Origin of the sequence: Micromonospora cabrerizensis, from assembly GCF_022230955.1 — a bacterium.
GTDB classification, from domain to species: domain Bacteria; phylum Actinomycetota; class Actinomycetes; order Mycobacteriales; family Micromonosporaceae; genus Micromonospora; species Micromonospora cabrerizensis.
In genome coordinates, this window is the sequence record NZ_JAKKFI010000050.1 from 37,998 (window position 1) to 62,827 (window position 24,830).

The 24,830-nt window shown below is 71.2% G+C and carries 25 protein-coding genes and 1 pseudogene; 9 read left to right on the top strand and 17 right to left on the bottom strand.

All coding sequences use genetic code 11. From position 1 onward, the window contains the following. Window position 1: 1 nt before the first annotated feature. Complete coding sequence (locus LADH09A_RS08735; protein ID WP_238644365.1) at window positions 2-910, bottom strand: ABC transporter ATP-binding protein; 909 nt, start codon at window positions 908-910, stop codon at window positions 2-4. 198 nt (window positions 911-1,108) lie between these two features. Between LADH09A_RS08735 and LADH09A_RS08740 the strand changes: the two genes are divergently transcribed. After that, window positions 1,109-1,900 (top strand): EI24 domain-containing protein, encoded by a 792-nt coding sequence (locus LADH09A_RS08740; protein WP_238644366.1) that lies wholly within the window; start codon window positions 1,109-1,111, stop codon window positions 1,898-1,900. Between the two features lies 1 nt (window position 1,901). After that, window positions 1,902-2,417 carry an O-acetyl-ADP-ribose deacetylase gene (locus LADH09A_RS08745; RefSeq protein WP_238644367.1) on the top strand — a complete coding sequence of 172 codons (516 nt, stop codon included), beginning with the start codon at window positions 1,902-1,904 and terminating at the stop codon, window positions 2,415-2,417. Between the two features lie 23 nt (window positions 2,418-2,440). Here LADH09A_RS08745 and LADH09A_RS08750 read toward each other — a convergent pair whose 3' ends face one another. From LADH09A_RS08750 to LADH09A_RS08785, 8 genes are all read right to left on the bottom strand, one after another. After that, a complete protein-coding gene (locus LADH09A_RS08750) occupies window positions 2,441-3,337 on the bottom strand; it encodes a GNAT family N-acetyltransferase (protein WP_238644368.1) in 897 nt (298 codons plus the stop codon). A gap of 1 nt (window position 3,338) precedes the next feature. Further along, window positions 3,339-3,752, bottom strand: a complete 414-nt coding sequence (locus LADH09A_RS08755) for a RidA family protein (protein WP_238644369.1) — start codon at window positions 3,750-3,752, stop codon at window positions 3,339-3,341. Window positions 3,753-4,083: 331 nt separating this feature from the next. Continuing rightward, window positions 4,084-5,091 (bottom strand): LacI family DNA-binding transcriptional regulator, encoded by a 1,008-nt coding sequence (locus LADH09A_RS08760; protein ID WP_238644370.1) that lies wholly within the window; start codon window positions 5,089-5,091, stop codon window positions 4,084-4,086. A gap of 19 nt (window positions 5,092-5,110) precedes the next feature. After that, a complete protein-coding gene (locus LADH09A_RS08765) occupies window positions 5,111-6,490 on the bottom strand; it encodes a GH1 family beta-glucosidase (protein WP_238644371.1) in 1,380 nt (459 codons plus the stop codon). Further along, a complete protein-coding gene (locus tag LADH09A_RS08770; RefSeq protein ID WP_238644372.1) occupies window positions 6,487-7,320 on the bottom strand; it encodes a carbohydrate ABC transporter permease in 834 nt (277 codons plus the stop codon). The genes LADH09A_RS08765 and LADH09A_RS08770 overlap by 4 nt, the downstream gene beginning before the upstream one ends. Beyond that, complete coding sequence (locus LADH09A_RS08775) at window positions 7,317-8,306, bottom strand: carbohydrate ABC transporter permease (protein WP_238644373.1); 990 nt, start codon at window positions 8,304-8,306, stop codon at window positions 7,317-7,319. Before LADH09A_RS08775 ends, LADH09A_RS08770 begins: the two co-directional genes overlap by 4 nt. A gap of 69 nt (window positions 8,307-8,375) precedes the next feature. Beyond that, window positions 8,376-9,683: an ABC transporter substrate-binding protein gene (locus tag LADH09A_RS08780; RefSeq protein ID WP_238644374.1), complete on the bottom strand. Its 1,308-nt coding sequence runs from the start codon at window positions 9,681-9,683 to the stop codon at window positions 8,376-8,378. A 183-nt stretch (window positions 9,684-9,866) separates the two neighbouring features. Continuing rightward, on the bottom strand, window positions 9,867-10,625 hold the full coding sequence (locus LADH09A_RS08785; protein ID WP_238644375.1) for a maleylpyruvate isomerase family mycothiol-dependent enzyme: 759 nt from the start codon (window positions 10,623-10,625) through the stop codon (window positions 9,867-9,869). A gap of 30 nt (window positions 10,626-10,655) precedes the next feature. On the opposite strand from LADH09A_RS08785, the gene LADH09A_RS08790 reads away from it, so the two are divergent. Next, entirely contained in the window at window positions 10,656-11,777 is a 1,122-nt protein-coding gene (locus tag LADH09A_RS08790) for a UDP-N-acetylmuramate dehydrogenase (protein ID WP_274529231.1), read from the top strand. Between the two features lie 10 nt (window positions 11,778-11,787). On the opposite strand, the gene LADH09A_RS08795 is transcribed toward LADH09A_RS08790, so the two are convergent. Next, window positions 11,788-12,576 (bottom strand): class I SAM-dependent methyltransferase, encoded by a 789-nt coding sequence (locus tag LADH09A_RS08795; protein ID WP_238644377.1) that lies wholly within the window; start codon window positions 12,574-12,576, stop codon window positions 11,788-11,790. Window positions 12,577-12,645: 69 nt separating this feature from the next. After that, on the bottom strand, window positions 12,646-13,413 hold the full coding sequence (locus LADH09A_RS08800) for an SDR family oxidoreductase (RefSeq protein ID WP_238644378.1): 768 nt from the start codon (window positions 13,411-13,413) through the stop codon (window positions 12,646-12,648). Between the two features lie 203 nt (window positions 13,414-13,616). Between LADH09A_RS08800 and mshA the strand changes: the two genes are divergently transcribed. After that, on the top strand, window positions 13,617-14,981 hold the full coding sequence (gene mshA, locus LADH09A_RS08805) for a D-inositol-3-phosphate glycosyltransferase (RefSeq protein ID WP_238644379.1): 1,365 nt from the start codon (window positions 13,617-13,619) through the stop codon (window positions 14,979-14,981). 57 nt (window positions 14,982-15,038) lie between these two features. Continuing rightward, window positions 15,039-15,554, top strand: coding sequence for a type III secretion system chaperone family protein (locus tag LADH09A_RS08810; protein WP_238644380.1), 516 nt, complete (start codon window positions 15,039-15,041; stop codon window positions 15,552-15,554). A gap of 271 nt (window positions 15,555-15,825) precedes the next feature. Here LADH09A_RS08810 and LADH09A_RS32175 read toward each other — a convergent pair whose 3' ends face one another. Further along, window positions 15,826-16,371 carry a hypothetical protein gene (locus tag LADH09A_RS32175; protein ID WP_443677150.1) on the bottom strand — a complete coding sequence of 182 codons (546 nt, stop codon included), beginning with the start codon at window positions 16,369-16,371 and terminating at the stop codon, window positions 15,826-15,828. 54 nt (window positions 16,372-16,425) lie between these two features. Here LADH09A_RS32175 and LADH09A_RS08820 point away from each other — a divergent pair. Continuing rightward, a pseudogene (locus LADH09A_RS08820) lies at window positions 16,426-17,023 on the top strand (hypothetical protein); the annotation flags it as partial. A gap of 375 nt (window positions 17,024-17,398) precedes the next feature. Here the strand turns inward: LADH09A_RS08820 and LADH09A_RS08825 are convergent. After that, window positions 17,399-18,721 (bottom strand): MFS transporter, encoded by a 1,323-nt coding sequence (locus LADH09A_RS08825; protein WP_238644383.1) that lies wholly within the window; start codon window positions 18,719-18,721, stop codon window positions 17,399-17,401. A gap of 99 nt (window positions 18,722-18,820) precedes the next feature. Next, on the bottom strand, window positions 18,821-20,107 hold the full coding sequence (locus LADH09A_RS08830; RefSeq protein ID WP_238644384.1) for an MDR family MFS transporter: 1,287 nt from the start codon (window positions 20,105-20,107) through the stop codon (window positions 18,821-18,823). A gap of 152 nt (window positions 20,108-20,259) precedes the next feature. Here LADH09A_RS08830 and LADH09A_RS08835 point away from each other — a divergent pair, with 152 nt between their 5' ends. Further along, on the top strand, window positions 20,260-21,027 hold the full coding sequence (locus LADH09A_RS08835) for a phosphoglyceromutase (RefSeq protein WP_238644385.1): 768 nt from the start codon (window positions 20,260-20,262) through the stop codon (window positions 21,025-21,027). Window positions 21,028-21,093: 66 nt separating this feature from the next. On the opposite strand, the gene phoU is transcribed toward LADH09A_RS08835, so the two are convergent. Further along, a complete protein-coding gene (phoU, locus tag LADH09A_RS08840; protein ID WP_088952041.1) occupies window positions 21,094-21,747 on the bottom strand; it encodes a phosphate signaling complex protein PhoU in 654 nt (217 codons plus the stop codon). Between the two features lie 204 nt (window positions 21,748-21,951). On the opposite strand from phoU, the gene LADH09A_RS08845 reads away from it, so the two are divergent. Together LADH09A_RS08845 and LADH09A_RS08850 are read left to right on the top strand one after the other, a co-directional pair. Beyond that, window positions 21,952-23,235: a sensor histidine kinase gene (locus tag LADH09A_RS08845; RefSeq protein ID WP_238644386.1), complete on the top strand. Its 1,284-nt coding sequence runs from the start codon at window positions 21,952-21,954 to the stop codon at window positions 23,233-23,235. Window positions 23,236-23,259: 24 nt separating this feature from the next. Continuing rightward, on the top strand, window positions 23,260-23,943 hold the full coding sequence (locus tag LADH09A_RS08850; RefSeq protein ID WP_030329696.1) for a response regulator: 684 nt from the start codon (window positions 23,260-23,262) through the stop codon (window positions 23,941-23,943). Between the two features lie 299 nt (window positions 23,944-24,242). Here the strand turns inward: LADH09A_RS08850 and LADH09A_RS08855 are convergent, their stop codons facing one another. Both LADH09A_RS08855 and LADH09A_RS08860 read right to left on the bottom strand, forming a co-directional pair. After that, window positions 24,243-24,626 (bottom strand): type II toxin-antitoxin system death-on-curing family toxin, encoded by a 384-nt coding sequence (locus LADH09A_RS08855; RefSeq protein WP_238644387.1) that lies wholly within the window; start codon window positions 24,624-24,626, stop codon window positions 24,243-24,245. Next, a complete protein-coding gene (locus LADH09A_RS08860; RefSeq protein ID WP_238644388.1) occupies window positions 24,626-24,826 on the bottom strand; it encodes a hypothetical protein in 201 nt (66 codons plus the stop codon). Before LADH09A_RS08860 ends, LADH09A_RS08855 begins: the two co-directional genes overlap by 1 nt. Between the last annotated feature and the right edge of the window lie 4 nt (window positions 24,827-24,830).

The window sequence follows — 24,830 nt, forward strand, 5'->3', positions numbered from 1 at the left end:
TTCAGTCGACGGGCCGGTGCCCGGTCAGCTCGACGAAGGCGTCGTCGAGGGTGGACTGCTCCAGCCGCAGGTCCGCGGCGACGATCTGGTGGCGGGCGAGCACCGAGGTGACGGCGTGCAGCAGGTCACCGGTGCCGGTCACCACCACCTGGCTGCCGGTGCGCTGTACGGCGGAGACCTCGGGCAGGTCGCTGAGGAGCCGGTCGTCGACCGGGGCCGACGGCCGGAACCGGATCCGCTGCTCGGGAGCCACCCTCGACACCAGGCCCGCCGGGCTGTCCAGGGCGACGACCAGGCCCCGGTCGATCACCGCGACCCGGTCACAGAGCCGCTCGGCCTCCTCCATGAAATGGGTGACCAGCACGATCGTCACCCCGCTGTCGCGGACCTGTTCGATGAGACCCCAGGTGTCGCGGCGGGCCTGCGGGTCCAGCCCGGTGGTCAGCTCGTCGAGGATCGCGATCTCCGGGTTGCCGACCAGGGCCAACGCGATGGAGAGGCGCTGTTTCTGACCGCCGGACAGCTTCTTGTACGCGGTGTTCCGCTTCTCGCCGAGCCCCAGCCTGTCCATCAGGGCGGCCGGGTCGGCCGGGTTGCGGTAGAACGAGGCGTACAGCTCCAGCGCCTCCGCCACCCGCAGCCGGTCCGGCAGTTGGCTCTCCTGGAGTTGCACCCCGACCCGCTGCCGAAGCTGCGCCGCGTCCCGGCGGGGGTCGAGCCCGAGGACCGACACCCCGCCCCCGTCGGGGACACGCAACCCGGCGACACACTCCACGGTGGTGGTCTTGCCGGCGCCGTTCGGGCCGAGGATGCCGAAGATCTCCCCGGGCTCCACCGCGAACGACACGTCGTCCACCGCCACCAGATCGCCGTACCGTTTCCTCAGGTGGGTCACCTCGATGACCGACATCGTGCCGCCTTCCGCCGCTGGCTTCGTACCCCCTCAAGGGTTGTCGGGGTGACCCGGCGGCGAATCGACTGGTCGGCGACGATCCCCGGCGTTCCCGGTGGATCACCCCCGTCCGCCAACCGGTTGATGTGGACGCGAAGTGTCGCTGCTACCGCTCTGCCCGGCGGACCGGATCATCGGTCGTTAGGCTGCTCGATCGTGGATGTCAGCAGAGTCGCCAGCCCGGTCACCGGCGTCGTGGGACGCTTCCTCGCCGGGGCGGGGCTGCTCCTGCGCGGGCTGGGCCTCTATGTCCGCAGCCCCGGGTTGATGCTGCTCGGCGTCGTGCCGGCGCTGATCTCCGGCGCGTTCTTCCTGGCCGCGCTCGCCGCCCTGGTGTACTTCGTGGACGACCTCGCCGCGCTGGTCACCCCGTTCGCCGACGACTGGTCGAGCACCGCCCGCAGTCTGGTCCGGGTGATCGCCGGTCTGGCCTTCCTGGGGCTCGGCGGCCTGCTCGGCGTGCTCACCTTCACCGCGGTCACCCTGGTCATCGGCGACCCGTTCTACGAGAAGATCTCCGAGCAGGTCGAGCAGCGGTACGGCGGCACGCCGGGGGCGGTCGACGTGCCCTTCTGGTCGTCCTTGCGGCGCAGCCTCGCCGACTCGGTACGACTGGTGGCGCTCACCGCGCTGGTCGGGATCCCGCTGTTCGTCGCGGGCTTCATCCCGGTGGTCGGCCAGACGGTCGTCCCGGTGATCGGCGCGGCGGTGGGCGGCTGGTTCCTCGCCGTCGAGCTGGTCGGTGCACCGTTCTACCGGCGCGGCATGCGGCTGCCGCAGCGCCGGACGATTCTGAAGGCCGACCGAGCCACCGCGCTCGGCTTCGGCGTGGCCGTCTTCCTCTGCTTCCTCATCCCGCTCGGCGCGGTGCTGATCATGCCGGCGGCGGTCGCCGGCGCCACCCTGCTGGCCCGCCGATCGCTCGGCCAGTCGATCGAGAAGGACTGACATGGAGATCACCCTGGTCGAGGGGGACATCACCACCCAGCAGGTCGACGCCATCGTGAACGCCGCCAACTCGTCCCTGCTCGGTGGCGGCGGGGTCGACGGCGCCATCCACCGGCGCGGCGGGCCGGCCATCCTGGCCGACTGCCGGGCGCTGCGGGCGTCCCGCTACGGCAGGGGTCTGCCGACCGGGCAGGCGGTGGCGACCACCGCAGGGGAGCTACCGGCCCACTGGGTGATCCACACCGTCGGGCCGGTCTGGTCCGCCAGCGAAGACCGGTCGGCGCTGCTGCGCGACTGCTACGCCAACAGTCTGCGCGTGGCCGACGAGCTGGGCGCGACCACCGTTGCCTATCCCCTGATCTCCGCCGGCATCTACGGCTGGCCGGTCGACGACGCGGTCCGGCAGGCCCTGACGGTGCTGCGGGCGGCCACCCCGACCGCCGTCACCGAGGCGCGGCTGGTGCTCTTCGGCGCCGACACCCACGCCGTCGCCCGTGCGGTCCTCGACGCCACCTGACAGCGCTGGTCGGGTGGGCGCGATCAGGTCAGGTCCGCCAGGCAGGACCACTGCGACGTCACCGGCCGGTAGCCCAGCCGGGCGTTGATCGCCAGCATCGGCGCGTTCGCCTCGTCGTTCGAGGTGTACGCGACGCGTACGCCGTTCGCGGCGGCCCGGTGCAGCGCGGCCGTCTTGGCCAGCCGCGCCAGCCCTCGGCCCCGGTACGTCGGGATGCTGCCGGTGTAGTCCGACCACATCCGGTCCCCGTCCCGCTTCACCAGGCTGAACGCGACCACCTCACCACCGGCCTCGGCCGCGGTGCTGGACGCCTTGTCCAGCCCGAGGTTGTCCCACACGTCGTACTGCCAGCTCTCGTAGCTCTTCGCGTCGACCGGCACGTCGCCCGGTTCGTCCGCCGCCGAGGCCACGTCCGCCGTGTACAGAAGGTGCGGGTCCAGGTCGGCGATCGGGAGCAGCCGAACACCCGGTGGCGGGTCGGGCAGCGCGGGCGCCGGATTCAGGTCGAGCGCCGAGTAGCGCACCTCCCGGCTGGGCTCGTACCCCCGCCGCCGGGCGTACGGCAGCGCGTCGGGCTGTGCCAAGGCACGCACCCGGCGGATTCCCAACGGGCGGAGGAAGTCGGTCGCGGCGGTCAGCAGGGCGGTGCCGACGCCACGTCGCCGGTGTTCCGGGTGCACGTGCAGCAGGTTGATGCCACCGACGTCCGCCGCCGACGTCGTGCCGATGCGTTCGGCGGACACCCAACCGACCACCCGCTCGTCGACCTCGGCCACGAAGGCGGTCCACTCCTCCTCGGGCGGCGGTTCGGCGATCATCTTCCGGGTCGACTCCACACCACGCACCAGGTACGGAAATACCGTCGCCCGCAGGGCCACCACGGCCGGGGCGTCGTCGGGTCGCGCCACGCGGATGCGCATGTCAGGCCTCCGTCCGTACGGCGGCGACGGCCTCGACCTCGACGAGCTGGTCGGTGTAGCCGAGCACGGCGACCCCGAGCAGGGTGCTGGGTGGATCGTGGTCGCCGAAGAAGTCCCGCACCACCTCCCAGACGGTCACCAGGTCCTTCTGCTGCGACGACGCCACGTAGACGGTGGTCTTGACGACGTCGGTGGGGGTGGCACCGGCCGCCGCGAGGGCGGTTTCCAGGTTCGCCATCACCTGCCGGGCCTGCGCGGCGTGGTCGCCCGGCGCGACGGTGCGTCCCTCGGCGTCCAGCGGGCACGCCCCGGCGGTGAAGACCAGCCGGGCGGGCGGCTCGACGGTGGCCGCGTAGGCGTACTCGGCGACGTCGGACAGGGCGGGGACGTGCAGCAACGCGACAGCATCCGGCATGCCGGCGAGGCTAGCCACGTTCGCCCGCCGAGGCGACGCAATAACGCCCGGCGCCGGGCTCCACCGCGCTCCGGGCTCCACCGCGCTCCGCGCTCCAGGCTCCACTGCGATCCACGCTCCGCGCTCCACCGCGATCGGAGGCAGCAACTTCAGTGTTGTAGGGGCCTCCCGACGCCCGGAGGCCCCTACAACGCTGAAGTTGTGCGGATCTTGCGGCGATTCGCGCGCAGGGCGATCGCGCGCAGGGCGATCGCGCGCAGGGCGAGTGCGGGCGGCACGGCGAGTGCGGGCGGCAGGGCGCGGGCGGGCGCGCGCGGGCGGCGCGGCGCGCTCAGGCGGAGGCTCGGCGGATCAGCTCGGTGGGGAGCATGACCGCCTGTTCGATGGTCTCCCCGGCGGCCAGCCGGAGCAGTTGGCGGGTCATCCGGCGGCCGAGTTCCACGATCGGCTGTCGGACCGTGGTCAGCGGTGGTTCGGTGTACGCGGCCGTCTCGATGTCGTCGAAACCGACCACCGCGACGTCGTCGGGCACCCGCCGGCCGGCCTCGCGCAGTGTCCGCAGGGCGGCGTGCGCCATCAGGTCGGAGGCGGCGAAGACGCCGTCCAGGTCGGGGTGGTCGGTGAGCAGCCGACGCATCGCCGCCGCCCCGGACTCACGGGTGAAGTCGCCGACGGCGATCAGCTCGGGCAGCCCCGCGTCGGCGACCGCGCTGCGGTAACCGCTGAGCCGCTCGATCCCGGCGACCATGTCCTGTGGGCCGGCGATGGTGGCGATCCGCCGACGACCGATGTTGATCATGTGCCGGACGGCTGCGGTCACCCCGGCCACGTGATCGACGTCGACGTACGGAACGGGTACGTCGCCGAGCGGCCGGCCGCTGACCACGACCGGGATGCCGAGGCGCGCGAGCGTGCCGGGCAACGGGTCGGCACCGTGCAGCGAGGCGAAGAGCACCCCGTCGACGTGCCGGCCGGTGGTGTACCGCTCGACCCGGTGATGCCCGGCCGGCGAACCGGCGAGCATCAGCACCAGTTGCTTGTCGGCGGCCTCCAGCTCCTGGCTGACGCCCCGGATGATGCCGGGGAAGACCTGGTCGTCGGAGAAGACCCGGGTGGCCGCCTCCGGCATGACCAGGGCGATCGAGTCGGTGCGTTGGGTGACCAGGCTGCGGGCGGCCAGGTTGGGCACGTACCCCAGCTCGGCGACGGCCCGGGTGACCGCCTCCCGGATCGGTTCCGCGACGGTGGTGGAGCCGTTGACCACCCGCGACACGGTGGCGCGGGACACCCCGGCCCGCGCCGCCACCGCTTCGAGCGTCGGCCGCTGCGCCGTCGTCATCGCGCCTTCCCCCCGCTCGTCACAGCCCGTTCCGGGAGATCACCTCCTGGTACCACCGGGCGCTGGCCTTCGGTGTGCGCCGCTGGGTCAGGTAGTCGACGTGCACGATCCCGAACCGCTTGCGGTAACCCTCCGCCCACTCGAAGTTGTCCAGCAATGACCATACGAGATAACCGCGCAGGTCCACGCCCCGGGAGATCGCCTCGTGCGCTGCGCGCAGGTGCCCGTCGAGGTAGGCGATGCGATCGGTGTCGATCACCTGCGTCGGCCCGTCGGGCGAGTCGGCGCCCGGCTTGTCGGGGAACGCCCCACCGTTCTCGGTGATCAGCAGGGGCACGCCGGGGTAGTCGGTGGCGATCCGTTCCAGCAACCGGGTCAGCCCGGCCGGCTCGATCATCCAGCCCATGTCGGTCAGTGGCCCGGTCGGCGGCACGAAGTGCACCGCGCCCTCGGTGCCCGGGTACGCGCCGTTGCCGGCCCCGTCGGGCCGGCCCGCCACGTAACCGGGTGCGTAGTAGTTGATCCCCAGCAGGTCGATCGGGGCGGCGATCAGCTTCTCGTCACCGTCGCGGATGAACGTCGGCTCGACCATTCGCGCCACGTGCTCGCGGACGTCGTCCGGGTAGCCACCGGCCAGCAGCGGGTCGAGGAAGATCCGGTTGTGCAGGCCGTCGACCAGACGGACCGCAGCGGCGTCCGCCGCGCTCTCCGGGTCGGCCGGTCGTACGTCCGCCGGGTTGACGGTGATGCCGACACTGCGTGCGCCGGCCGACCGCAGCGCCCGCGCCGCCAGGCCGTGCCCCAACAGCAGATGGTGTACGGCGGTGAAGGCCGCTCCCGCGTCCTGTTCGCCCGGCGCGTGTATCCCGTTGCCGTAGCCGAGGTAGGCCGAGCACCAGGGCTCGTTGAGCGTGGTCCACACGTCGATCCGGTCGCCGAGTCGGGCGTACACGGCGGTGGCGTAGGTGGCGAAGTGCTCGGCGGTGTCCCGGTTGGTCCAGCCGCCGCGGTCGCCCAGGGACTGCGGGAGGTCCCAGTGGTAGAGGGTGACGATCGGGTCGATTCCCCGGTCGAGTAGGGCGTCGGTGAGCCGGTCGTAGAAGTCCAGTCCGCGCGGGTTGGCCGGGCCGGTCCCGTCGGGCTGGATGCGGGGCCAGGCGACCGAGAAACGGTACGCCCGCAGCCCCAGCTCGGCCATCAGCGCCACGTCGTCGGCGTACCGGTGGTAGTGGTCGCAGGCGACGTCGCCGGTGTGGCCCTGGTACACCTTGCCGGGCGTACGGCTGAAGGTGTCCCAGATGGACGGACCGCGACCGTCGTCGCGGGCCGCGCCCTCGATCTGGTACGCGGCGGTGGCCGCCCCCCAGAGGAAATTGTCGGGAAAACGGATTTCCTTCACGCCTTGACCGCACCTTCCATGATCCCGCCGATGATCTGCCGGCCGAACAACACGAAGACCAATAGCAGGGGCAGCGTCGCGATCGCTGTCCCGGTGAACACCTGCGACATGTCCTGGTAGTACCCGTCCGACAGAGCCCGCAGGGAGAGCTGCACGGTGGGGTTCGCCGGGTCGTTCAGCACAGCGTACGGCCACAGGAAGTCGTTCCAGGTGGTCATGAACGTGAGCAGACCGAGTACGGCGGCGGCGGGGCGCAGCGCGGGCAGGACGACGTGCCACCAGATCCGGGCGGTGCCGCAGCCGTCCATCCGGGCCGCCTCGATCAGCTCGTCACTGACCGCCTGGCCGGCGTACTGCCGCATCATGAACACCCCGAAGCCGGTGACCAGCACCGGCACGATGACGGCGGGCAGCCGGTCGTTCCACTCGAGTTGGGTCATCAGCAGGTACAGCGGGATCACGCCGAGCTGGGTCGGCACCATCATGGTCGCGATGATGACCAGAAGCAGCGCGTTGCGCCCGCGGAACCGCAGCTTGGCGAAGGCGAACCCGGCCAGGCTGGAGAAGAACACCACGGACACGGTGACCGTGGTGGCCACGATGGTCGAGTTGATGAGGCCGGTCAGGAAGTACGCGTCGGTGTTGTCGAACAACCGGGCGATGTTGGCTCCGAGGTTGCCGCCGGGCGTCATCGGTGGAGGCAGTTGCCCCATCGCGTCGCTGGATCGGCTGGCCACCACGAACATCCACCAGATCGGGAAGACCGACAGGCCGGCGGCGGCGACCAGGGCCAGGTAGGTGAGCGGGCTGGCCCGCCAGAGTCGGCTCATCGTGGCGTTTCCTTCCGGGCGTCGGGCCCCGATCTACCGCCGAGCCGGCGCAGCAGCAGCACGTTGACCGCCGCGACGATCGCGATGAGCGCGAAGAGCAGCCAGGCCACCGCCGAGCCGTACCCGAAGTTGTAGTGCGGCGCGAACGCGTTCTCGAACATGTACATGGTCAGCGTCTGCGACTCGCGCATCGGGCCACCGCGGATCGGGTTGGTGCCGGAGTGGAACAGCCGGGGCTCGGTGAAGAGCTGCAACCCGCCGATGGTGGCGATGATGGCGCAGAAGATGATCGTCGGCTTGAGCAGCGGCACGGTGATCGACCAGAACTGACGGGTCCGGTTGGCGCCGTCGATGGACGCCGACTCGTACAGGTCCCGGGGGATGGCCTGCATGGCGGCCAGCAGGATCAGCGCGTTGTAGCCGGTCCACCGCCAGTCGACCATGGCCGAGATGGCGACCCAGGAGGCGAACCGGTTGGACTTCCAGCCGATCGGGTCCATCCCGACCAGGTCGAGCAACCAGTTGATCATGCCGAACTCGCGGCCGAAGATCACCCCGAACACGATCGCCACCGCGGCGGTGGACGTGACGTTGGGGACGAGGATGGCCATCCGCCAGCCGGTGCGGGCCCGCAGGCCCCGGTTGAGCAGGTTGGCCAGCCAGAGCGCCGCCAGCAGCTGCGGGACGGTCGAGATGACGAAGATCCCCAGTGTGTTGACCAGCGCGTGCCAGAAGTCGACGTCGGCCAGCAGTCGCGTGTAGTTCTCCGCCCCGACGAACGGGTGTTCGGTGCCGAGCAGGTCCCAGTCGTGCAGCGAGACCCAGAAGGTGTACGCCAGCGGGTAGACCCCGAAGACCGCGAAGAGCAGGAAGAACGGGGCGATGTAGAGGTACGGCGAGAGCCGGGTGTCGAGCCGGCTGAAGCGACCCGTCGGAGGCGGGGGTGCCGGTGCGACCGGCGGGCGGGCGTCGAGCTGGACGGTCATGCCCGGGAACTCCTTTCGCCGTGCGGGCGGGACTCCGGTGACCGGGTCCCGCCCGCACGATCGCTCGGGCTACTTGGCGGCGGCCTTCTTGGCGTTGGTCACCGCGTCCGTCCAGCCCTGCGCGGGGCTGCGCTGGCCCAGCTCCACGGTCCGCACGGCGTTCTCCACCTCGGTGCGGACGGCCTGGTTCTTCGGGCCCATGTAGACGGGCTTGAGGCTCTTCGCGCCGGTGCCGAAGATCGAGCCGACGGGCGCCCCCGAGAAGTACGTGTTGGTCGCGCCGGTGATCGCCGGGTCGTCGAGCGCCTGCGGGGACGAGGGCAGCGGGCCCTTGGCCTTGAACGCGCCGATCTGACCCTTGGCGCTGGTGAGGAACTTGGCCAGCTCGATCGCCTTGGCCTGGTGCTTGCTCTGCTTCGGCACGGCGAGGTGCGACCCGCCCCAGTTGCCACCGTTGCCGGGCACCTGGGCGATGTCCCACTTGCCCTGGGCGGCCGGGCCGGCGTTGGCCTCGATGACACCGGTCATCCAGGCGGGGCAGGCGATGGTGGCGAACTTCGACTGCTTGAAGGCGGACACCCACTCCTCGGACCAGGAGCCGTACTTGCCGGAGAGGCCCGAGTCGATGATGTCCATGGTGGTGTCGTAGGCCTGTCGCACGGCCGGGTTGCTGTCGACGACCAGCTTCTCGCTGGTGTCGTAGTAGCTGTAGCCACCGCTGTTGCCGGCGGTCTGCAGCAGGATCGTGTTGAACGTGTTGGTGGCCGCGTCGAGGAAGGACGCGCCGGTCTTGGCGGCGACGAACTTCTCACCGGTGGCGATGTAGTCCGGCCAGGTCGGCCAGAGCTTGGAGACCTCGTCGCGCTCGGTGGGCAGGCCGGCCTTCTCGAAGAGGTCCTTGCGGTAGCACATCGCGATGCCGCCGACGTCGGTGCCGAGGCCGATGAGCTGCTTGCCGTCCGCGGTCAGACCGGCGTTCCACTTCCATTCGAGGAAGTTGCCCTTGAGGTCGGCGGCGCCGTGGTCCAGCAGGTTGACGAAGTTGCCGGGGTTGGCCTTGTACTCGACCAGCAGCCCCTCCTCGATGGCCACCACGTCGCCAGCGCCCCGGCCGGCGGCGAGCCACTGGGTCAGCTTCGGTGAGTACTCGTCGAGGTTGGTGCCGGTGCCGCGCTCGACGATCTTCACGTCGGGATTCGCGGCCATGTACTCCTGGTAGAGCTGCTCGTAACCGAACTGACCGAAGACGTCGACGGTCAGGGTGACCGGCCCGTCCCCGCCCTCTTCGTCGCCGCCACCGCAGCCGGCGGTGACGAGCAGGGCGGTGGTCGCGGCGAGGGCTACCGCGGCGAGCCGGCGGCGCGGGAAGACAGCCATGGGTTTCGACCTCTCTCAAGGTGGTCGGGTGGTGGCAGGTAGCTAAGAGAGCGCTCTCACGACAGGGTGGTGGGCGCTCCACGCCCTGTCAAGAGAGCGCTCTCTTTGATATCCCGACGTGACCCACGACGCGGACGAGGGCGCCCCCCGTCAATGGGTGACGCCCTCGTTCAGGGCCCGCGCTCAGTCGGGGCGCAGACCGTCCAGCAGGTTGCGGTCGCCGGCGACATCCAGCGTCTCGAAGCTCACCCGACCCCAGAGCGCCAGCAGCAGATCGCTGGCGGTGCCGCTGACCTGCGCCCGCGCGTGGTGGTCGTCGTGGTCGAAAATGGTCGCCGTGTCGAGCAGCGCCACCCCCTCGCCGCGCAGCCGCAGATACCACTCCTGGGCCGCGTCGGTCGCGGAAAGCTGCACCACCCCGTGCCAGTCGCCCGGCACGTGCCGCCGACCCGCCGGCAGCCAGGTGTCCAGAACCTCGCTCACCCCGTCGGCCGCCAGCTTCGCCTCGACCGGGTCACCGGCCCCGATGGCGAGCTGGGCGTCCCAGCGGTGCACCGCCGTCTCGTGAGCCATCCGACGCGGCCAGAAACCGGCCTTCTTCGGCTGCGGCGCCCAGTTCCACGCCGGTGCCTCCGGGTCGACGCCGTCGAGGACGGTCAACAGCCGGTCGTACCCCTGCTGCCAGACCTGGAGCGCGCTCACGCCCGGGGCCGCATCGAGCGGCTCGCGGCGGGCCGGCTGCCCGGTCTGACCGGAGCCGACGAACGACGAGACCCACTGGTAGATGCCCGCGAGGTGCAGTGTCAGGTCGTGGACCGTCCAGCCGGGACAGGACAGCACCGGTGTCTCCGGCGGCGCCTCGGCCACCGCCGCCGCGAATGCCGGACCCTCCGCCCGGAGCGCTCCGATCCAAAAATCCTTGCTGCCCTGCAGTCTGCTCATCGCCATCCTCCCGGGGGTGCCGGGCGACCAATGGGTGCCACGGCTATTACTCAGCCTAAGGTGAAGGGCGTGCCAGACGCCTCCGCCCAGCCGACAACCGCTGCCGATCGTGCCATCCCTGGTCCACTGGCCAGCTACACGACTCTAGGGATGGGTGGGTCGGCCGCGCGGGTCGTGACCGCCGGCAGTGCCGAAGAGATCATCCGGGCGGTTCGAGCCGTGGACGAGCAGATCCTGATCCTGGCCGGTGGCAGCAACGTGGTGATCGGCGATTCCGGCTTCCCCGGCACCGTCGTCCTGGTGCGTTCCCGGGGCCTGCGCGTCGTCGCGGAGGACGCCGGGTCGGTCACCGTCCGGGTCGAGGCCGGCGAGCCGTGGGACGACCTCGTCGCCGCCACGGTCGCCAACGGCTGGGCCGGCCTGGAGTGCCTCTCCGGCATCCCCGGCTCGACCGGCGCAACCCCGATCCAGAACGTCGGCGCGTACGGCCAGGAGGTCGCCGAGACGATCACCGGCGTCGAGGTGTACGACCGGGTCGACGGCACCCGCCGGATCATCCCCGCCGCCGACTGCGGGTTCGCCTACCGGGGCAGCATCTTCAAGTACGGCGACCGCTGGGTGGTGCTCTCCGTCGACTTCCGGCTCACCCGGTCCCCGCTCTCCGGGCCGGTGCGCTACGCCGAGCTGGCCAGGGCGCTCGGTGTCGAGGTGGGCGACCAGGTGCCGCTGGCCGACGCCCGAGCGGTGGTGCTGCGGCTGCGTGCGGGCAAGGGCATGGTGCTCGACGCCACCGACCCGGACACCCGCTCCGTCGGCTCCTTCTTCACCAATCCGGTGCTCGACGGGGCGACGTACGAGCTGCTCCGGGAACGCGCCGCCGACATCGGTGACCCGCCCGCCTGGCCGGGATCCGACGGCATGGTCAAGGTGAGCGCGGCCTGGCTGATCGACAAGGCCGGCTTCACCAAGGGTCACCCCGGCCCGGGCGGGACGGCCATCTCCAGCAAGCACACGCTCGCCCTCACCAACCGCAGCGGCACCGCCCAAACCGCCGACCTGCTGGCCCTCGCCCGCGACATTCGCGACCAGGTCCACGCCCGCTTCGGCGTGACCCTCCACCCCGAGCCAGTCCTCATCAACTGCGCCCTCTGACCAGCTCGGGTCAGGGGAGGGGCCAGGGGAGGGTTACCTCGCCCTGGCGCCAGCGGCTGGGCCTGTCGAGGATGGGCCAGCCCGTCTCGCGGAGGCGGCTCACCGCTCTGAGCCAGCGTTGACGGGGGCCGAAGGTGGCGTACGGGGCGGCGGCCTGCCAGGCGCCGTCCAGGGCGCGGATCAGGTCGTGCACCGGCTCACCGGGAACGTTGCGGTGGATCAGCGCCTTCGGTAGGCGCTCGGCCAGCTCTGCGGGGCTGCCCAGCGTGGTGAGCTTCGCGGCGAGGGTCAGCGTCCGGGGGCCGTGGGCGTCGATCAGCAGCCAACTGGCGAGGCGACCCAACTCGTCGCACGTGCCCTCGACGAGTGCCCCACCCGGGGCGAGCGCGGCGGTCATCGTCCGCCAGGCGTCCGGCACCTCGCTCTCGTCGTACTGTCGGAGCACGTTGAACGCGCGGACCAGCACCGGCCGGAGCCCGGCCAGCTCGAACCCACCCCGGGCGAACGTGAGGCCGGGTGGGTCGGCGGCCGGCGCCGCAGCGGCCACCCGGGCCGGGTCGATCTCCAACCCCACCAGCCGTACGTCGGGACGCACCCCCGCCGCCAGCCGGGCGCGCAGTTCCACAGCGGTCACCGGGGTGGCGCCGTAGCCGAGGTCGACCACCAGCGGGTCGGCCGCAGCCGACAGCCGGTCGGCGCAGGTGGCGACGATCCAGTTGTCCACCCGACGGAGCCGGTTCGGGTTGGTCGTGCCCCGGGTGACCACGCCGACCGGCCGATGCCGCGCCACGCCGCTCATCGCCGGCCCTACTGCCCGTCCCTCTGTTCGCGACTGCGGGGCTCGCAAGACCGGCTCACTCCTCGCGCTTCACTGGCCGACTCGGTGCACCTTGTGCTGGGCCGCCTGCGCCCGTGGCCGAACCACCAGCCGGTCGATGTTGACGTGCTCGGGGCGGGTGGCGCACCAGGCGATGCAGTCGGCGACGTCCTCGGCGACCAGCGGCCCCGGCACCCCGGCGTAGACGGCGGCCGCCCGTTCCGCGTCCCCCTCGAAGCGGACCAGCCCGAACTCGTCGGTCTTCACCATGCCCGGGTCGATCTCGATCACCCGCAGCGGTCGGCCGCACAGCTCCAGGCGGAGCGTGCCGGCGATGGCGGTCTGCGCGTGCTTCGCCGCCGTGTAGCCGCCCCCACCTTCGTAGACGGTCAGGCCGGCGGTGGAGGAGACCACCACGATGGTGCCGGAACCGGACGCCTCCAGCGCGGGCAGCAGCGCCTGGGTGACCCGCAGCGTGCCGAGCACGTTGACGTCGTACATCCACTGCCAGTCGGCGACCGAGCCGGACTCCACCGGGTCCAGTCCGCGTGCCCCGCCAGCGTTGTTGACCAGCAGGGTGACCGGCCCGGGTGCCTGGGCGGCGGCCTCGGCCAGCGCGGCCACCGACTCGTCCGAGGTGATGTCGCAGGTCACCGCGGTGGCCTGCCCGCCGGCGGCGGTGATCTCGGCGACCAGGTCGGTGAGGCGTTCGGCGCGGCGGGCGGCGGCGAGCACGTGGAAGCCCTCGGCGGCGAGCCGGCGGGCGGTGGCCGCGCCGATCCCGCTGGATGCTCCGGTGACGATGGCGACAGAGGTCATTTCCCCATTGTCCCCTGGTCGCACGGTCCGCTCCGACCGGGCGCGGGGGTAGCCATCGACGGCGTCCGGTGATGAGGTCCGTCACCCGTGGGGGCCGCGCCGGGAATTTCCGAAGCCCGATGGGGAAGATGACATCCGGCGTACAGGTTGACCGAGAAGCGCCGGTCGTGCGGGACGGCATCAACCGTGGCAAAGGAGCGGATGTGGCGGAAATGCACACCGGTGTCGGGCGTCAGCGAGGTGCCCAACCGTGGCCCCGGCCGCGCCGCATCGCCACCCTGTCGGTACACACCTCCCCCCTGCACCAACCCGGCACGGGCGACGCCGGTGGGATGAACGTCTACATCCTCGAAGTCGCCCGGCGGCTCGCCGAGGCCAACGTCGAGGTGGAGATCTTCACCCGGGCCACCTCCGGCGACCTCCCCCCGGTGGTCGAGATGGCGCCCGGCGTGCAGGTCCGGCACATCACCTCCGGGCCCCTGGAGGGCCTCACCAAGGAGGAGTTGCCCGGCCAGCTCTGCGCCTTCACCGCCGGGGTGCTGCGCGCCGAGGCGTCCCGCCCGCCCGGGCACTACGACCTGATCCACTCCCACTACTGGCTTTCCGGCCAGGTCGGCTGGCTGGCCAAGGAGCGGTGGGGTGTGCCGCTGGTGCACACCGCGCACACCCTCGCGAAGGTCAAGAACGCCCAGCTCGCGGCCGGTGACCGACCAGAGCCGAAGGCCCGGGTGATCGGCGAGGAGCAGGTGGTCGCCGAGGCGGACCGGCTGGTCGCCAACACCCGGTTCGAGGCCAGCGACCTCCTCGACCGGTACGACGCCGACCCTGCCCGGGTGTCCGTCGTACAGCCGGGTGTCGATCTGGGTCGGTTCCGGCCCGCGCCGGGCGAGCGGTCCGCGGCTGCCCGCGAGGCCCGCCGCCGGCTGGGGTTGCCGGCCGAGGGGTACGTCGTTGCCTTCGTCGGTCGGATCCAGCCGCTGAAGGCCCCCGACGTGCTGATCCGCGCGGTTGCCGCCCTGCGCGAGCGTGACCCGGCACTGGCCGACCAGGTGACCGTGGTGATCTGCGGCGGGCCCAGCGGCAGCGGCCTGGACCGGCCGACCGCCCTGATCGAGCTGGCCGGCACGCTCGGTGTCGCCGACGGGGTGCGGTTCCTGCCCCCGCTCACCGGCGACGACCTGCCCGCGCTGTACCGGGCCGCCGACCTGGTCGCGGTGCCGTCACACAACGAGTCGTTCGGGCTGGTCGCCCTGGAGGCGCAGGCCTGCGGTACGCCGGTGCTGGCCGCCGCCGTCGGAGGACTGGTCACCGCCGTACGGGATCAGGTGAGCGGCGTCCTGATCGACGGCCACGACCCGGTCGACTGGGCCCGTGCGCTGGGCCGTCTGCTGCCGGACCGGGCACTGCGGGCGGTGCTGGCCCGCGGCGCCGAGCAGCACGCGCGGCAGTTCTCCTGGGACCGCACCGTCACCGGCCTGCTCGGGGTGTACGGCGAGGCGATCGCCGCGCACCGAGCCCGACTCGCCGCGGACCTGGCGTGTGATCCGGCGCTCTCCTGCTCCTGGTGACCGCCTGCGCCGGTCGCCAACCGGTGCGTGGGCCGGGTCGGTCGTAGAGTGGGTCCGGTGAGCCCGAAGAGCGATCTTGCGTCCCTGATCGAGTCGGTCTGTGCCGAGCGTGACCTGGCCTGGGAGTCGACCGGCCCCGGCTCGTACGCGGTGACCCTGCCGGGCACCCACAAGCTCAAGACGATCTGCAACCTGATCGTCGGCGAGCACGCGCTGCGCATCGAGGCGTTCGTGATGCGCCAACCGGACGAGCGCCGCGAGGAGCTGTGGGCCTGGCTGTTGCAGCGCAACGCGCGCATGTACGGCGTCTCCTTCTCCACCGACGCGGTCGGCGACGTGTACCTGACCGGGCGGGTCAACCCGGCCGGCGTGGACGCCGACGAGTTGGACCGGCTGCTCGGTTCCGTGCTCACCTACTCCGACGAGTCGTTCGACACGATGCTGGAGATCGGCTTCGGCAGTTCGATCCGGCGGGAGTACGAGTGGCGGGTCAAGCGCGGCGAGTCGACCGCCAACCTGGCCGCGTTCGCCCATCTCTTCGAGCCCTCCGGCTCCGGCACCGACCCGGCCTGACCCACAGCGCCGCCCACACCCTGCGCGCACGCGCCTGCGCGCCGCCCCGCGCCCCGCGCCCCGCGCCCCGCGCCCCGCGCCATGATCGTGCTCGAACCAGGTAGTAGTGGCCTCACCGACGTGCCGATGCCACTCGATCCTGGATCGAGCACGATCATGGCGAGCCGACGGTGGTTCGGACTGCTCCTGACGGGTATGCCGCACCGCGCGGTGCGGCAAGGGACCCCCGCGCGCCGAGGACGGAGTGTCAAGGAGCGGAGCGTCCCATGGCTCAGCGGAACAGCTCAGGTCGCGGCGCGACTGCGACCAGGACGAAGCGACAGGCCGGCAACCAGACGCCGGGTACCCCGGGAGTCTCCGAGTCGGAGATCTCCCGGATGCGGGTGGACGACATCCGTGGGCAACTGCGCAAACGCGGGGTCTCTGGGATCTCCGCGCTGCGCAAGCCCGACCTGGTGAAACAGCTGGTGCGCTCGATGCGGGCCGGCGCGGGTCGGAGCAGCACCGGCCCGTCGGGTCGGGCCACCGGCACCAGGGCGTCGGCGGGTCGCGCCGCCGCCACCAAGAAGTCGGCGGCCAGGGCGGCGCCGAGCCGGGCGAAGGCCGCGCCGGCGAACAAGAGCGCACCGGCGAAGCGAGCCGCCGCGAAGAAGACGACCGCCACGCGGAAGTCGACGGCGGCGGCGAAGAGGGCGCCGGCGAAGAAGGCGACCGCCGCGAAGAAGACCACAGCGGCGACGTCGACGGCCGCCCGCAAGGGCACGGCCGCGAGCCGGACCACCGCCGCCCGTAAGACCTCGGCGGCACGCAAGACCACGGCGGCCCGCAAGACAGCGACGGCGCGTACGGCGCCCGCGCGGAAGGCGCCGGCGAAGAAGGCACCGGCCCGGCCGGCGAAGAAGGCACCGGCCCGGCCGGCGGCGAAGCGCACGGCACCGGCCAAGAGCGCGGCGGCCAAGCGCACGACGGCGAAGCGCACGGCACCGGCCAAGAGTGCGGCGGCCAAGCGCACGACGGCGAAGCGCACGGCGCCGGCCAAGAGTGCGACGGCGAAGCGCACGCTGACGCCGTCGGCCGGTGGCGGGACGACGGCCGGCGGGATCCGGACCGGACGGGGGACCGGACGGTCGGTCCGTAGCTCGCAGGTGATCTCGTCGTTGACGGATCGGCCGGAGCGCCCCGGGCGGAGCCTGATCACCACGAATCACGAGGTGATCCAGCGCTGGGCCCGGGAACGCGGGGCGAAGCCGGCGACCATTGCCGGCACCGAGCGGGATGGTCGGGCGGGTGTGTTGACCTTCAACATCCCCGGGTACCGGGAAAGTAGCCGGATTCGTGAAATCACCTGGGATGACTGGTTTTACACCTTCGATCTGCGCAAGCTGAACCTGATTTACCAGGAACAGCTGCGCAGCGGCCGGCAGAGCAGCTTCTTCCGGACGGAGTCACCCGATCGGGAAGACGGTTGAGGTGTTTGCGGGAATGGCTGCCGGGTACGCGGCTGTTGCCAATGACCGAGGCCGGAGCAGCGGATACTCGCCAGTTGTGACGGGCGAGACAGCCGTTCTGGGTTGAATCCAGAATCCGGGCGAACTAGCTTTATTGCACCGCACCACGCTTGGAAACGTTCGGGGGAGCGGCGGATCGATCAGATCCGCGCACCAGGCGAGGTGCGAGGGGACGGGTGGATTAACCGTTGGGGGACGGTGACCCACCTGTTTGGACCGGCGGCGTGAGCGGGCGACGCTTACGGGGGTGAGTGTCTGCCCGCCGCCGCCGGCCCCACCGGCGGGCGCTCACCATGACCTTCGGGTCGTGGTGGGCGCTTTGCCGTGTAACGCCAATTACGCGCTCGGCACGCGGTCTGCGATTGTCGGCTCCTGCCGGGTGGCCTGACGCAGAGCGGCGACGTGTCGTTCCCGGGCCGGCCCGGCCAGCAGATGCCCGAGCGCGGCCAGCAGGCCCAGCCCACCCACGATCAGCCAGTGCAGGTCGCCGAGGTGCTGAAGGCTCACTCCGCCGAGGGTGGGAGCGACGAACGCGGCCGCCGGGAACGTCAGGTAGAAGACCGACTGGTAGCGCGCCCGCAACTGTGGCGGTGCCAGGTCGGCGTTGATCTGCGCGTTGGGCGGGGCCGCCAGCATCGAGCCGACCGTCCAGACCACTGCGGCGCCCAGGTAGACGGCCAGTTCGTCGGCGAAGGCGAGCACCCCGAAGCCGACCGCCAGCAGCGCGGTGGAGGCGGCCAGCACGACGTCCTTGCGGTGCCGGTCGATCAGCCGGGGCACGAACAGTTGCCCGATCACGATCAGCGCGCCGCCGAGTGCCACCACCAACCCGTACGCCGATGGGCCCAGGCCGTCCGCCCGCATGGCCAACGGCATGATCGTCGACGTCTGCATGGTGAGGACGGCCAGCACGAAGGTGAGCCCGACGAAGACCAGGAACGTGCGGTCGGTCAGCGCGGTGTGCAGGCCTGGCCGGCGGGGTCGCACGGACCTTGTCAGGGGGCGGGAGGCCGGCTGGTGGTCGGCTGTGGGCTTGGGCTCCAACGGCCGGTCCGGGCCCAGCCGGGCCAGTCGCAGGGTTTCCGGCACCTTCCAGCCGATCACTGCGGCGGCGGCCAGGGTGGCGCCGGCGTCGACCAGGAACAGCGCGGTGAAGCTCGCCTCGGCCAGCAACCCGGCGAGCAGCGAGGCGACCGCCATGCCCAGGTTGAACGCCCAGAACTGGAGGTTGAAGGCGCGTGAGCGGCGCTCGGCGGGGACCACGTCGACGATCGCCGCGACGAATGCCGGACTGGGCATGGAGTGGACCACGCCGATGAGCGTGGCGAGCACCGCGATCAGGAAGAGGGGTCGGCTGAAGGCGAGCGCCACCATCAGACCGGCCGTTGCCAGGTGTGCGGCGAGCAGGGTCGCCCGGCGACCCCACCGGTCGGCGAGCACCCCGCCGAGCAGCACTCCGGCCGCTCCACCGGCCCCGTACGCGCCGACGACGGTGCCGGCCAGGCCGATGCTCGCCCCGCGCACGTCGGTGAGGTAGAGCGAGAGGAACAGCATGGCGAAGGCACCGGCCCGGTTGATCAGTAGGCCGGCCCAGAGGTACCAGAAGGTGGCGGGGAGTCCGCCTGCGGTGTCGTCCCACCAGCGCCGCACGGCGTACAACCGACCTCCCGACAGTTCAGTTTCCTAACAGTTGCATCTGCACCGTAGAAAACTCGGGCCGCCTCGCGCCAGTCGGACGCCCGAGCCTCGGGCGATTCGTCAGACGACGACCTCGGCGGGCTGGGGCCCCCGGGTGGCGCTGACCGGCACCAACGCCTCGCCGGAGCGGCGCAGCGCGGCGGCGCGCCGTTCCCGGGCCGGCCCGGACACCAGGTGGGCCACAGCGGTCACGACGCCGAGCGCGGCACAGCCGTACCAGAGCGCGTCGTTGCCGATGTGCTCGCGCACCAGGCCGCCCAGGATCGGCGCGCTGGCCCCGGCGATCTGCCACGAGAGGGAGAACACGCCCTGGTAGCGGCCCCGCAGCTCGGCCGGCGAGAGCTCGGCGATCAGCGTGGAGTTGGACGGCGAGTTGAGCATCTCGCCCACGGTCCAGATCAGCACGGTCAGCCCGTAGAACCAGGCGGTGCCGGCGAACGCGGTCAGCCCGAACCCGACGCCCATCACCACGGATGCCAGCGCGAGCACGTGGGAGCGGCTCCGGCCGCGGATCAGGCGGGGCACGAAGAGTTGGCCGACCACGATGAGAATGCCGTTCAGCGCGATCACGGAGCCGTAGGTGGCCGGGCTCAGGCCGTCGTCGCCCATCGCGATCGGCAGCATCGAGATGTGCTGGAGGAAGACCAGTGCGGCGAACAGGTTGAGGGCCACGAAGCCGAGGTAGACCCGGTCGGTGAGGATCGTGCGCAGAGCGCCGCGCGGAGCCGCGGTGGCGGCGGTGCCTGCGCCGGAACGGGCCTGTCGGGTCTCCGGCACCTTGCTGAAGATGATCAGCGCGGTGATCAGCATGGTGGCCGCGTCGACAACGAACAGCAGCAGGTAGTCGGCCTGTGCGGCGAGGCCGGCGAGGACGGCGGCGCAGGCGAAGCCCAGGTTGATCGCCCAGTAGTTCAGCGAGAACGCCCGCAGGCGGTCCTTCGCCGGCACCACGTCGATCATCATCGCGCCGAACGCGGGTCGGGCCGCCTCGGCGAACATGCCGAGCAGCAGGGCGCCCAGCGCCACCGCCCAGAGATCCCGGGCCAGGCCGAGGCCGAGCATCATGGCGGCGGCGCCCACGTGTGCGGTGAGCAACGTCGGTCGCCGGCCCCACCGGTCCGCGAGGGTGCCGCCGGCGGTCGTGCCGAACGCGCCACCGACGCCCCACAGGCCGATCACCAGCCCGGCCTGCGAGGCCGAGAAGCCGCGTTCCTGGGTCAGGTAGATGGCGAGGAACACGAGGACGAACGAGCCGAGCCGGTTGATCAGGGTGCCCGACCACAGGTACCAGAAGGTGGTGGGCAGGCCGCCGGTGGTGTCCCGGAACCAGCTCCGCATCGTCCGCATATGGCGCCCCGCTTGCAAGTAATGACCGATGTGACTGCCGTGCCTTACAACCCTAGTGGCGGGCCAAGTCGCTGGTCACCCGCATTTTCACGTGGTGGTCGTCACGACGGCTGCCCGCGTGTCCCCTCGACGGTTGAGGGAAGATGATCCGCATGACTGCGAGCGAAGGGCCCACCGTCGGGACGCTGGTCCTGCTTCGACACGGTGAGAGCGACTGGAATGCCAAGAACCTCTTCACCGGCTGGGTGGACGTCGACCTGACCGAGAAGGGCGAGGGCGAGGCGAGGCGCGGCGGCGAGCTGATGCGCGAGCACAGCCTGCTGCCGGATGTCGTGCACACCAGCGTGATGCGCCGTGCCATCCGTACCGCCGAGCTGGCGCTCAACGCCGCCGACCGGCACTGGATCGCGGTGCGCCGGTCGTGGCGGCTCAACGAGCGGCACTACGGCGCCCTGCAGGGCAAGAACAAGAAGCAGACCCTCGACGAGTACGGCGAGGAGCAGTTCATGCTCTGGCGCCGGTCGTACGACACGCCGCCGCCGCCGATCGACGACAACGACGAGTGGTCGCAGGTGGGTGACCCCCGCTACGCGCTGCTGCCGACCGAGCTGATGCCGCGTACGGAGTGCCTCAAGGACGTCGTCGACCGGATGCTGCCCTACTGGTACGACTCGATCGTCCCGGACATCCTGGCCGGCCGGACGGTGCTGGTGGCCGCGCACGGCAACTCGCTGCGCGCCCTGGTCAAGCACCTCGACCAGATCTCCGACGAGGCGATCGCCAAGCTCAACATCCCGACGGGCATCCCGCTGCGCTACGACCTCGACCCGCAGCTGCGCCCGCTCACGCTGGGCGGCACCTACCTCGACCCGAACGCCGCGAAGGCAGCCGCCGCGGCGGTGGCCAACCAGGGTCGCTGAGCTGTCGGAAAGGGCCCCCGGTCACGCACGAGGCGATGACCGGGGGCCCTTTCTCTGTCTCGTACGTCAGTTGCTGGTGGGCGCGCTCTGCCCGGTGATCAGGTAGATCACGTGCTCGCCGGCGTTGACCGCGTGGTCGGCGAAGCGCTCGTAGAAGCGACCCAGCAGGGTGGCGTCGATCGCGGTCTCCACCCCGTACGGCCAGTCGTCGCCGAGCAGCACCGCGAACAGGTTCTTGTGCAGCTCGTCCATGGCGTCGTCGTCGCCGTCCAGCTCGCTGGCGAGGTCGACGTCGGGCTTCGCCAGCACCGAGCCGATCTTCACCGCCATCCGGTCGGCGATCTCGGACATCTCGGTGAAGACCGTCCGCAACTCGGCCGGAACGGCGGGGGAGGGGTGCCGGCGCAGTGCGGTCTTCGCCACGTGCTCGGCCAGGTCGCCCATCCGTTCGAGATCAGCGGCCACGTGCAGCGCGGTGATCATCGCCCGGAGGTCGGAGGCGACCGGCGCCTGTCGGGCGAGCAGGTCACAGACCCGCTCCTCGACGTGCCGGTAGAGGTCGTCGATCTCGGCGTCCCGCTCGATGACCGTCTCGGCGGCCTGCCGGTCGGCGGTGAGCAGGGCCCGGGTGGCCTGGCGCATGGCGGCGCGGACGCCCTCCGCCATGTCCACCAGCAGTTGGCTGACGATCTGGAGGTCGGCCCGGAACTCGTCGCGCATCATCACGTCCTGTGGTCGGTCGCCGCCGACGGGTGCCGGCGCAGGGGGTTGAGCAGGTGCGACGCCAACGGTAGGGCGCGCGGACGGACCCCGGATGAACCACGGTGAACGACGCCAGACGCGGGGGTGAACAATTCTGAAAGTGAGGGTAGTTCGTCCCGATCTGTGTGGTAGCCAGGTTAACAATGACCCTACGATCGCCGGGTGGAGTGGGCAGTGGCGGTCGTGGTCGCCGTGGCGCTGGTGGCCGGATTGGCCGCCGGTTTCCTGCTGCCCCGGTTCCTGCCCACGCGGGCCGGCCGCTCCACGTCGACGGGCAGCGCGAGCTCCCGCTGGAGCAGGGGGAGGCCCGCGATAGCCGACGAGCAGCAGACCGGGCTCGGCCGCCGGACGATCGACTCGCTCCGGGCCGGCGTCGTGGTACTCGACAACGACGACGAGCCCGTGCTGATCAACCCGGCCGCCCGCGCGATGGGGCTCCTTCGTACCGGCAGCACGCCCGGCTCGATCGCCGCGCACCCGCTGATCCGTACCCTCGCCGGCCAGGTGCGACGCACCGGCGTGCGGCGCGAGATAGAGCTCGACCTGCCCCGGGGTCGCGACAGCGCGGGGGAGAACCCGCTCGGCGTGCACCTGCGGGCGATGGGTCTGGGCAACGGTTTCATCGCCGTCGAGGCGGTCGACGTGACCGAGTCGCACCGGCTGACCCGGGTGCGGCGCGACTTCGTGGCCAACGTGAGCCACGAGCTCAAGACGCCGATCGGCGCGCTCCAACTGCTGGCCGAGGCCCTGCTGGACGCGACCGAGCCGGCCGACGCGGCGGCGCCCGACCTCTCCGAGGATCTGGTGGCCGCCCGCCGGTTCGCCGAACGCATCCAGCACGAGTCGACCCGGCTGGGCCGGCTGGTGCAGGAGTTGTTGGAGTTGACCCGGTTGCAGGGCGCCGAGCCGCAGCCACCACCGGAGCCGGTCGCGCTGGACTGGGTGATCGCCGAGGTCGTCGACCGGACCCGCACCACCGCCTCCGCCCGAGGTGTCGAGGTGACCGTGGACGGCCAGCGGGGCCTCACCGCCTACGGCAGCGACTCCCAACTCGCCACGGCGGTCGCGAACCTGGTGGAGAACGCCATCAACTACTCGGGCGCGGACACAGCGGTGCGGGTCACCCTGCGCGGCGACGACGACCACGTCGAGATCGCCGTCGCTGACCAGGGCATCGGCATCGCCCCCACCGACGTGGACCGGATCTTCGAGCGCTTCTACCGGGCCGACCAGGCTCGCTCGCGTGCCACCGGCGGCACCGGGCTCGGGCTGGCCATCGTGAAACACATCGCCAGCAACCATGGCGGACGGGTCGAGGTGTCGAGCACTCTTGGTGGTGGATCGACGTTCACCCTCCGGCTGCCTGCCAGTCCACCGGACGACCTCCTGGCGACACTGCCGCCGGTTGGGATCGACTCCGGTCCGGCTGGGCTACGGCAGGTCTGACAGCAAATGGAAAGGAAATCCCCGTTGAGCCGCGTTCTGGTGGTCGAGGACGAGGAGTCGTTCTCCGACGCCTTGTCGTACATGCTCCGTAAGGAGGGTTTCGAAGTTTCGGTCGCCGCGACCGGGACCGACGCCCTCACCGAGTTCGACCGGACCGGCGCCGACATCGTGCTGCTCGACCTGATGTTGCCCGAGATGTCGGGCACCGAGGTCTGCCGGCAGCTGCGCCAGCGCTCGGCAGTGCCGATCATCATGGTCACCGCCCGGGACAGCGAGATCGACAAGGTGGTCGGGCTGGAGATCGGCGCCGACGACTACGTCACCAAGCCGTACTCGCCGCGGGAGCTGGTCGCCCGGATCCGGGCGGTGCTGCGCCGGCAGAGCCCGGAGGTGGCCGAGGCGGGTGCCCCGACGCTGGCCGCCGGGCCGGTGCGGATGGACATCGAGCGGCACGTGGTGACCGTCGACGGCGGGGCCGTGCAGCTGCCGTTGAAGGAGTTCGAGCTGCTGGAGCTGCTGCTGCGCAACGCGGGCCGGGTGCTGACCCGTGGCCAGCTCATCGACCGGGTCTGGGGGGCCGACTACGTCGGCGACACCAAGACGTTGGACGTGCACGTCAAGCGGCTGCGCTCCAAGATCGAGCCGGAGCCGTCCGCGCCGCGTTTCATCGTGACCGTCCGGGGTCTGGGCTACAAGTTCGAGCCGTGATCGGCGTACCTGAAGGGGGTCTGCGCTCGGCGCGGGCCCCTTCGGGCTGTCCGGACGGTGGCTGGGGTGGCGTCCTTCTCCGCCTGTAGAGCTGCCCCAGTTATGGGACGGCGCAAGCGCGTTGCGCTGGTAGGGGCTGGGGACGCACGCCGCCCTGGCCCCGACGGGTGTGCCCGCGCCACCCTGGTCTGCTGCCCCATTTCCGGGGCAGCTCTACAGGGGGATGGGATGGTCGGTTGGGCCGGCAGCGGACGGACCAGTGCCTGGTGGGGCACCACGCGGGCGCGTTCGGGTGCCGTTCAGAACAACTTGTGCAAGGCGGCCGCGATGTCGGCCACCTCCGTCAGTCGGCTTTCCGTAACGCTGATGACCAGGTCGTACGCGATGTCCTGGTCGACCTCGTCGAGCTGAGCGATGGTGACGGCGTGATTCTGGAGCAGGAAGGTGATCGCCACGATCCAGCCGATCCGCTTGTTGCCGTCCACGAACGGGTGGTTGTTGACCAGTGAGTGCAGCAGTGCCGCCGCCTTGGTCCACAGGTCGGGGTAGGCGTCTTCCCCGAACACGCTCGTCTGCGGCCGGGCCACAGCCGACTCGACGAGGCCGGCGTCCCTGATCCCAACACCGATCTTGCGGGCGATGCTCGCCACGTCAGCGAGCGTGGGGTAACGGATCTCCGTCATCACTCCGCCAAGCGAGCGAGCAGCGTGGCGTGACGCTCGATGATCTCGTCGGCGAGGTCGCCGAACTCCTTGGCGTTCCGCCGGGCCAGGTAGTCGTCGATCGCGGTGACGACGACGGCGTGCATCGACCGTGCCTCTTCGTCGGCAACGAGACGGAGTTGCCGTTCACGGTCGTCGTCGAGTCGCAGCGTCATGGCCATGCCG

What these genes read in the sequence shown, in the direction of transcription:
- LADH09A_RS08735 (WP_238644365.1), bottom strand. Translation starts at nt 910, where the DNA reads ATGTCGGTCATCGAGGTGACCCACCTGAGGAAACGGTACGGCGATCTG.
- LADH09A_RS08745 (WP_238644367.1), top strand. Translation starts at nt 1,902, where the DNA reads ATGGAGATCACCCTGGTCGAGGGGGACATCACCACCCAGCAGGTCGAC.
- LADH09A_RS08750 (WP_238644368.1), bottom strand. Translation starts at nt 3,337, where the DNA reads ATGCGCATCCGCGTGGCGCGACCCGACGACGCCCCGGCCGTGGTGGCC.
- LADH09A_RS08755 (WP_238644369.1), bottom strand. Translation starts at nt 3,752, where the DNA reads ATGCCGGATGCTGTCGCGTTGCTGCACGTCCCCGCCCTGTCCGACGTC.
- LADH09A_RS08760 (WP_238644370.1), bottom strand. Translation starts at nt 5,091, where the DNA reads ATGACGACGGCGCAGCGGCCGACGCTCGAAGCGGTGGCGGCGCGGGCC.
- LADH09A_RS08770 (WP_238644372.1), bottom strand. Translation starts at nt 7,320, where the DNA reads ATGAGCCGACTCTGGCGGGCCAGCCCGCTCACCTACCTGGCCCTGGTC.
- LADH09A_RS08775 (WP_238644373.1), bottom strand. Translation starts at nt 8,306, where the DNA reads ATGACCGTCCAGCTCGACGCCCGCCCGCCGGTCGCACCGGCACCCCCG.
- LADH09A_RS08780 (WP_238644374.1), bottom strand. Translation starts at nt 9,683, where the DNA reads ATGGCTGTCTTCCCGCGCCGCCGGCTCGCCGCGGTAGCCCTCGCCGCG.
- LADH09A_RS08785 (WP_238644375.1), bottom strand. Translation starts at nt 10,625, where the DNA reads ATGAGCAGACTGCAGGGCAGCAAGGATTTTTGGATCGGAGCGCTCCGG.
- LADH09A_RS08790 (WP_274529231.1), top strand. Translation starts at nt 10,656, where the DNA reads ATGGGTGCCACGGCTATTACTCAGCCTAAGGTGAAGGGCGTGCCAGAC.
- LADH09A_RS08795 (WP_238644377.1), bottom strand. Translation starts at nt 12,576, where the DNA reads ATGAGCGGCGTGGCGCGGCATCGGCCGGTCGGCGTGGTCACCCGGGGC.
- LADH09A_RS08800 (WP_238644378.1), bottom strand. Translation starts at nt 13,413, where the DNA reads ATGACCTCTGTCGCCATCGTCACCGGAGCATCCAGCGGGATCGGCGCG.
- LADH09A_RS08830 (WP_238644384.1), bottom strand. Translation starts at nt 20,107, where the DNA reads ATGCGGACGATGCGGAGCTGGTTCCGGGACACCACCGGCGGCCTGCCC.
- LADH09A_RS08835 (WP_238644385.1), top strand. Translation starts at nt 20,260, where the DNA reads ATGACTGCGAGCGAAGGGCCCACCGTCGGGACGCTGGTCCTGCTTCGA.
- phoU (WP_088952041.1), bottom strand. Translation starts at nt 21,747, where the DNA reads ATGCGCGACGAGTTCCGGGCCGACCTCCAGATCGTCAGCCAACTGCTG.
- LADH09A_RS08855 (WP_238644387.1), bottom strand. Translation starts at nt 24,626, where the DNA reads ATGACGGAGATCCGTTACCCCACGCTCGCTGACGTGGCGAGCATCGCC.
- LADH09A_RS08860 (WP_238644388.1), bottom strand. Translation starts at nt 24,826, where the DNA reads ATGGCCATGACGCTGCGACTCGACGACGACCGTGAACGGCAACTCCGT.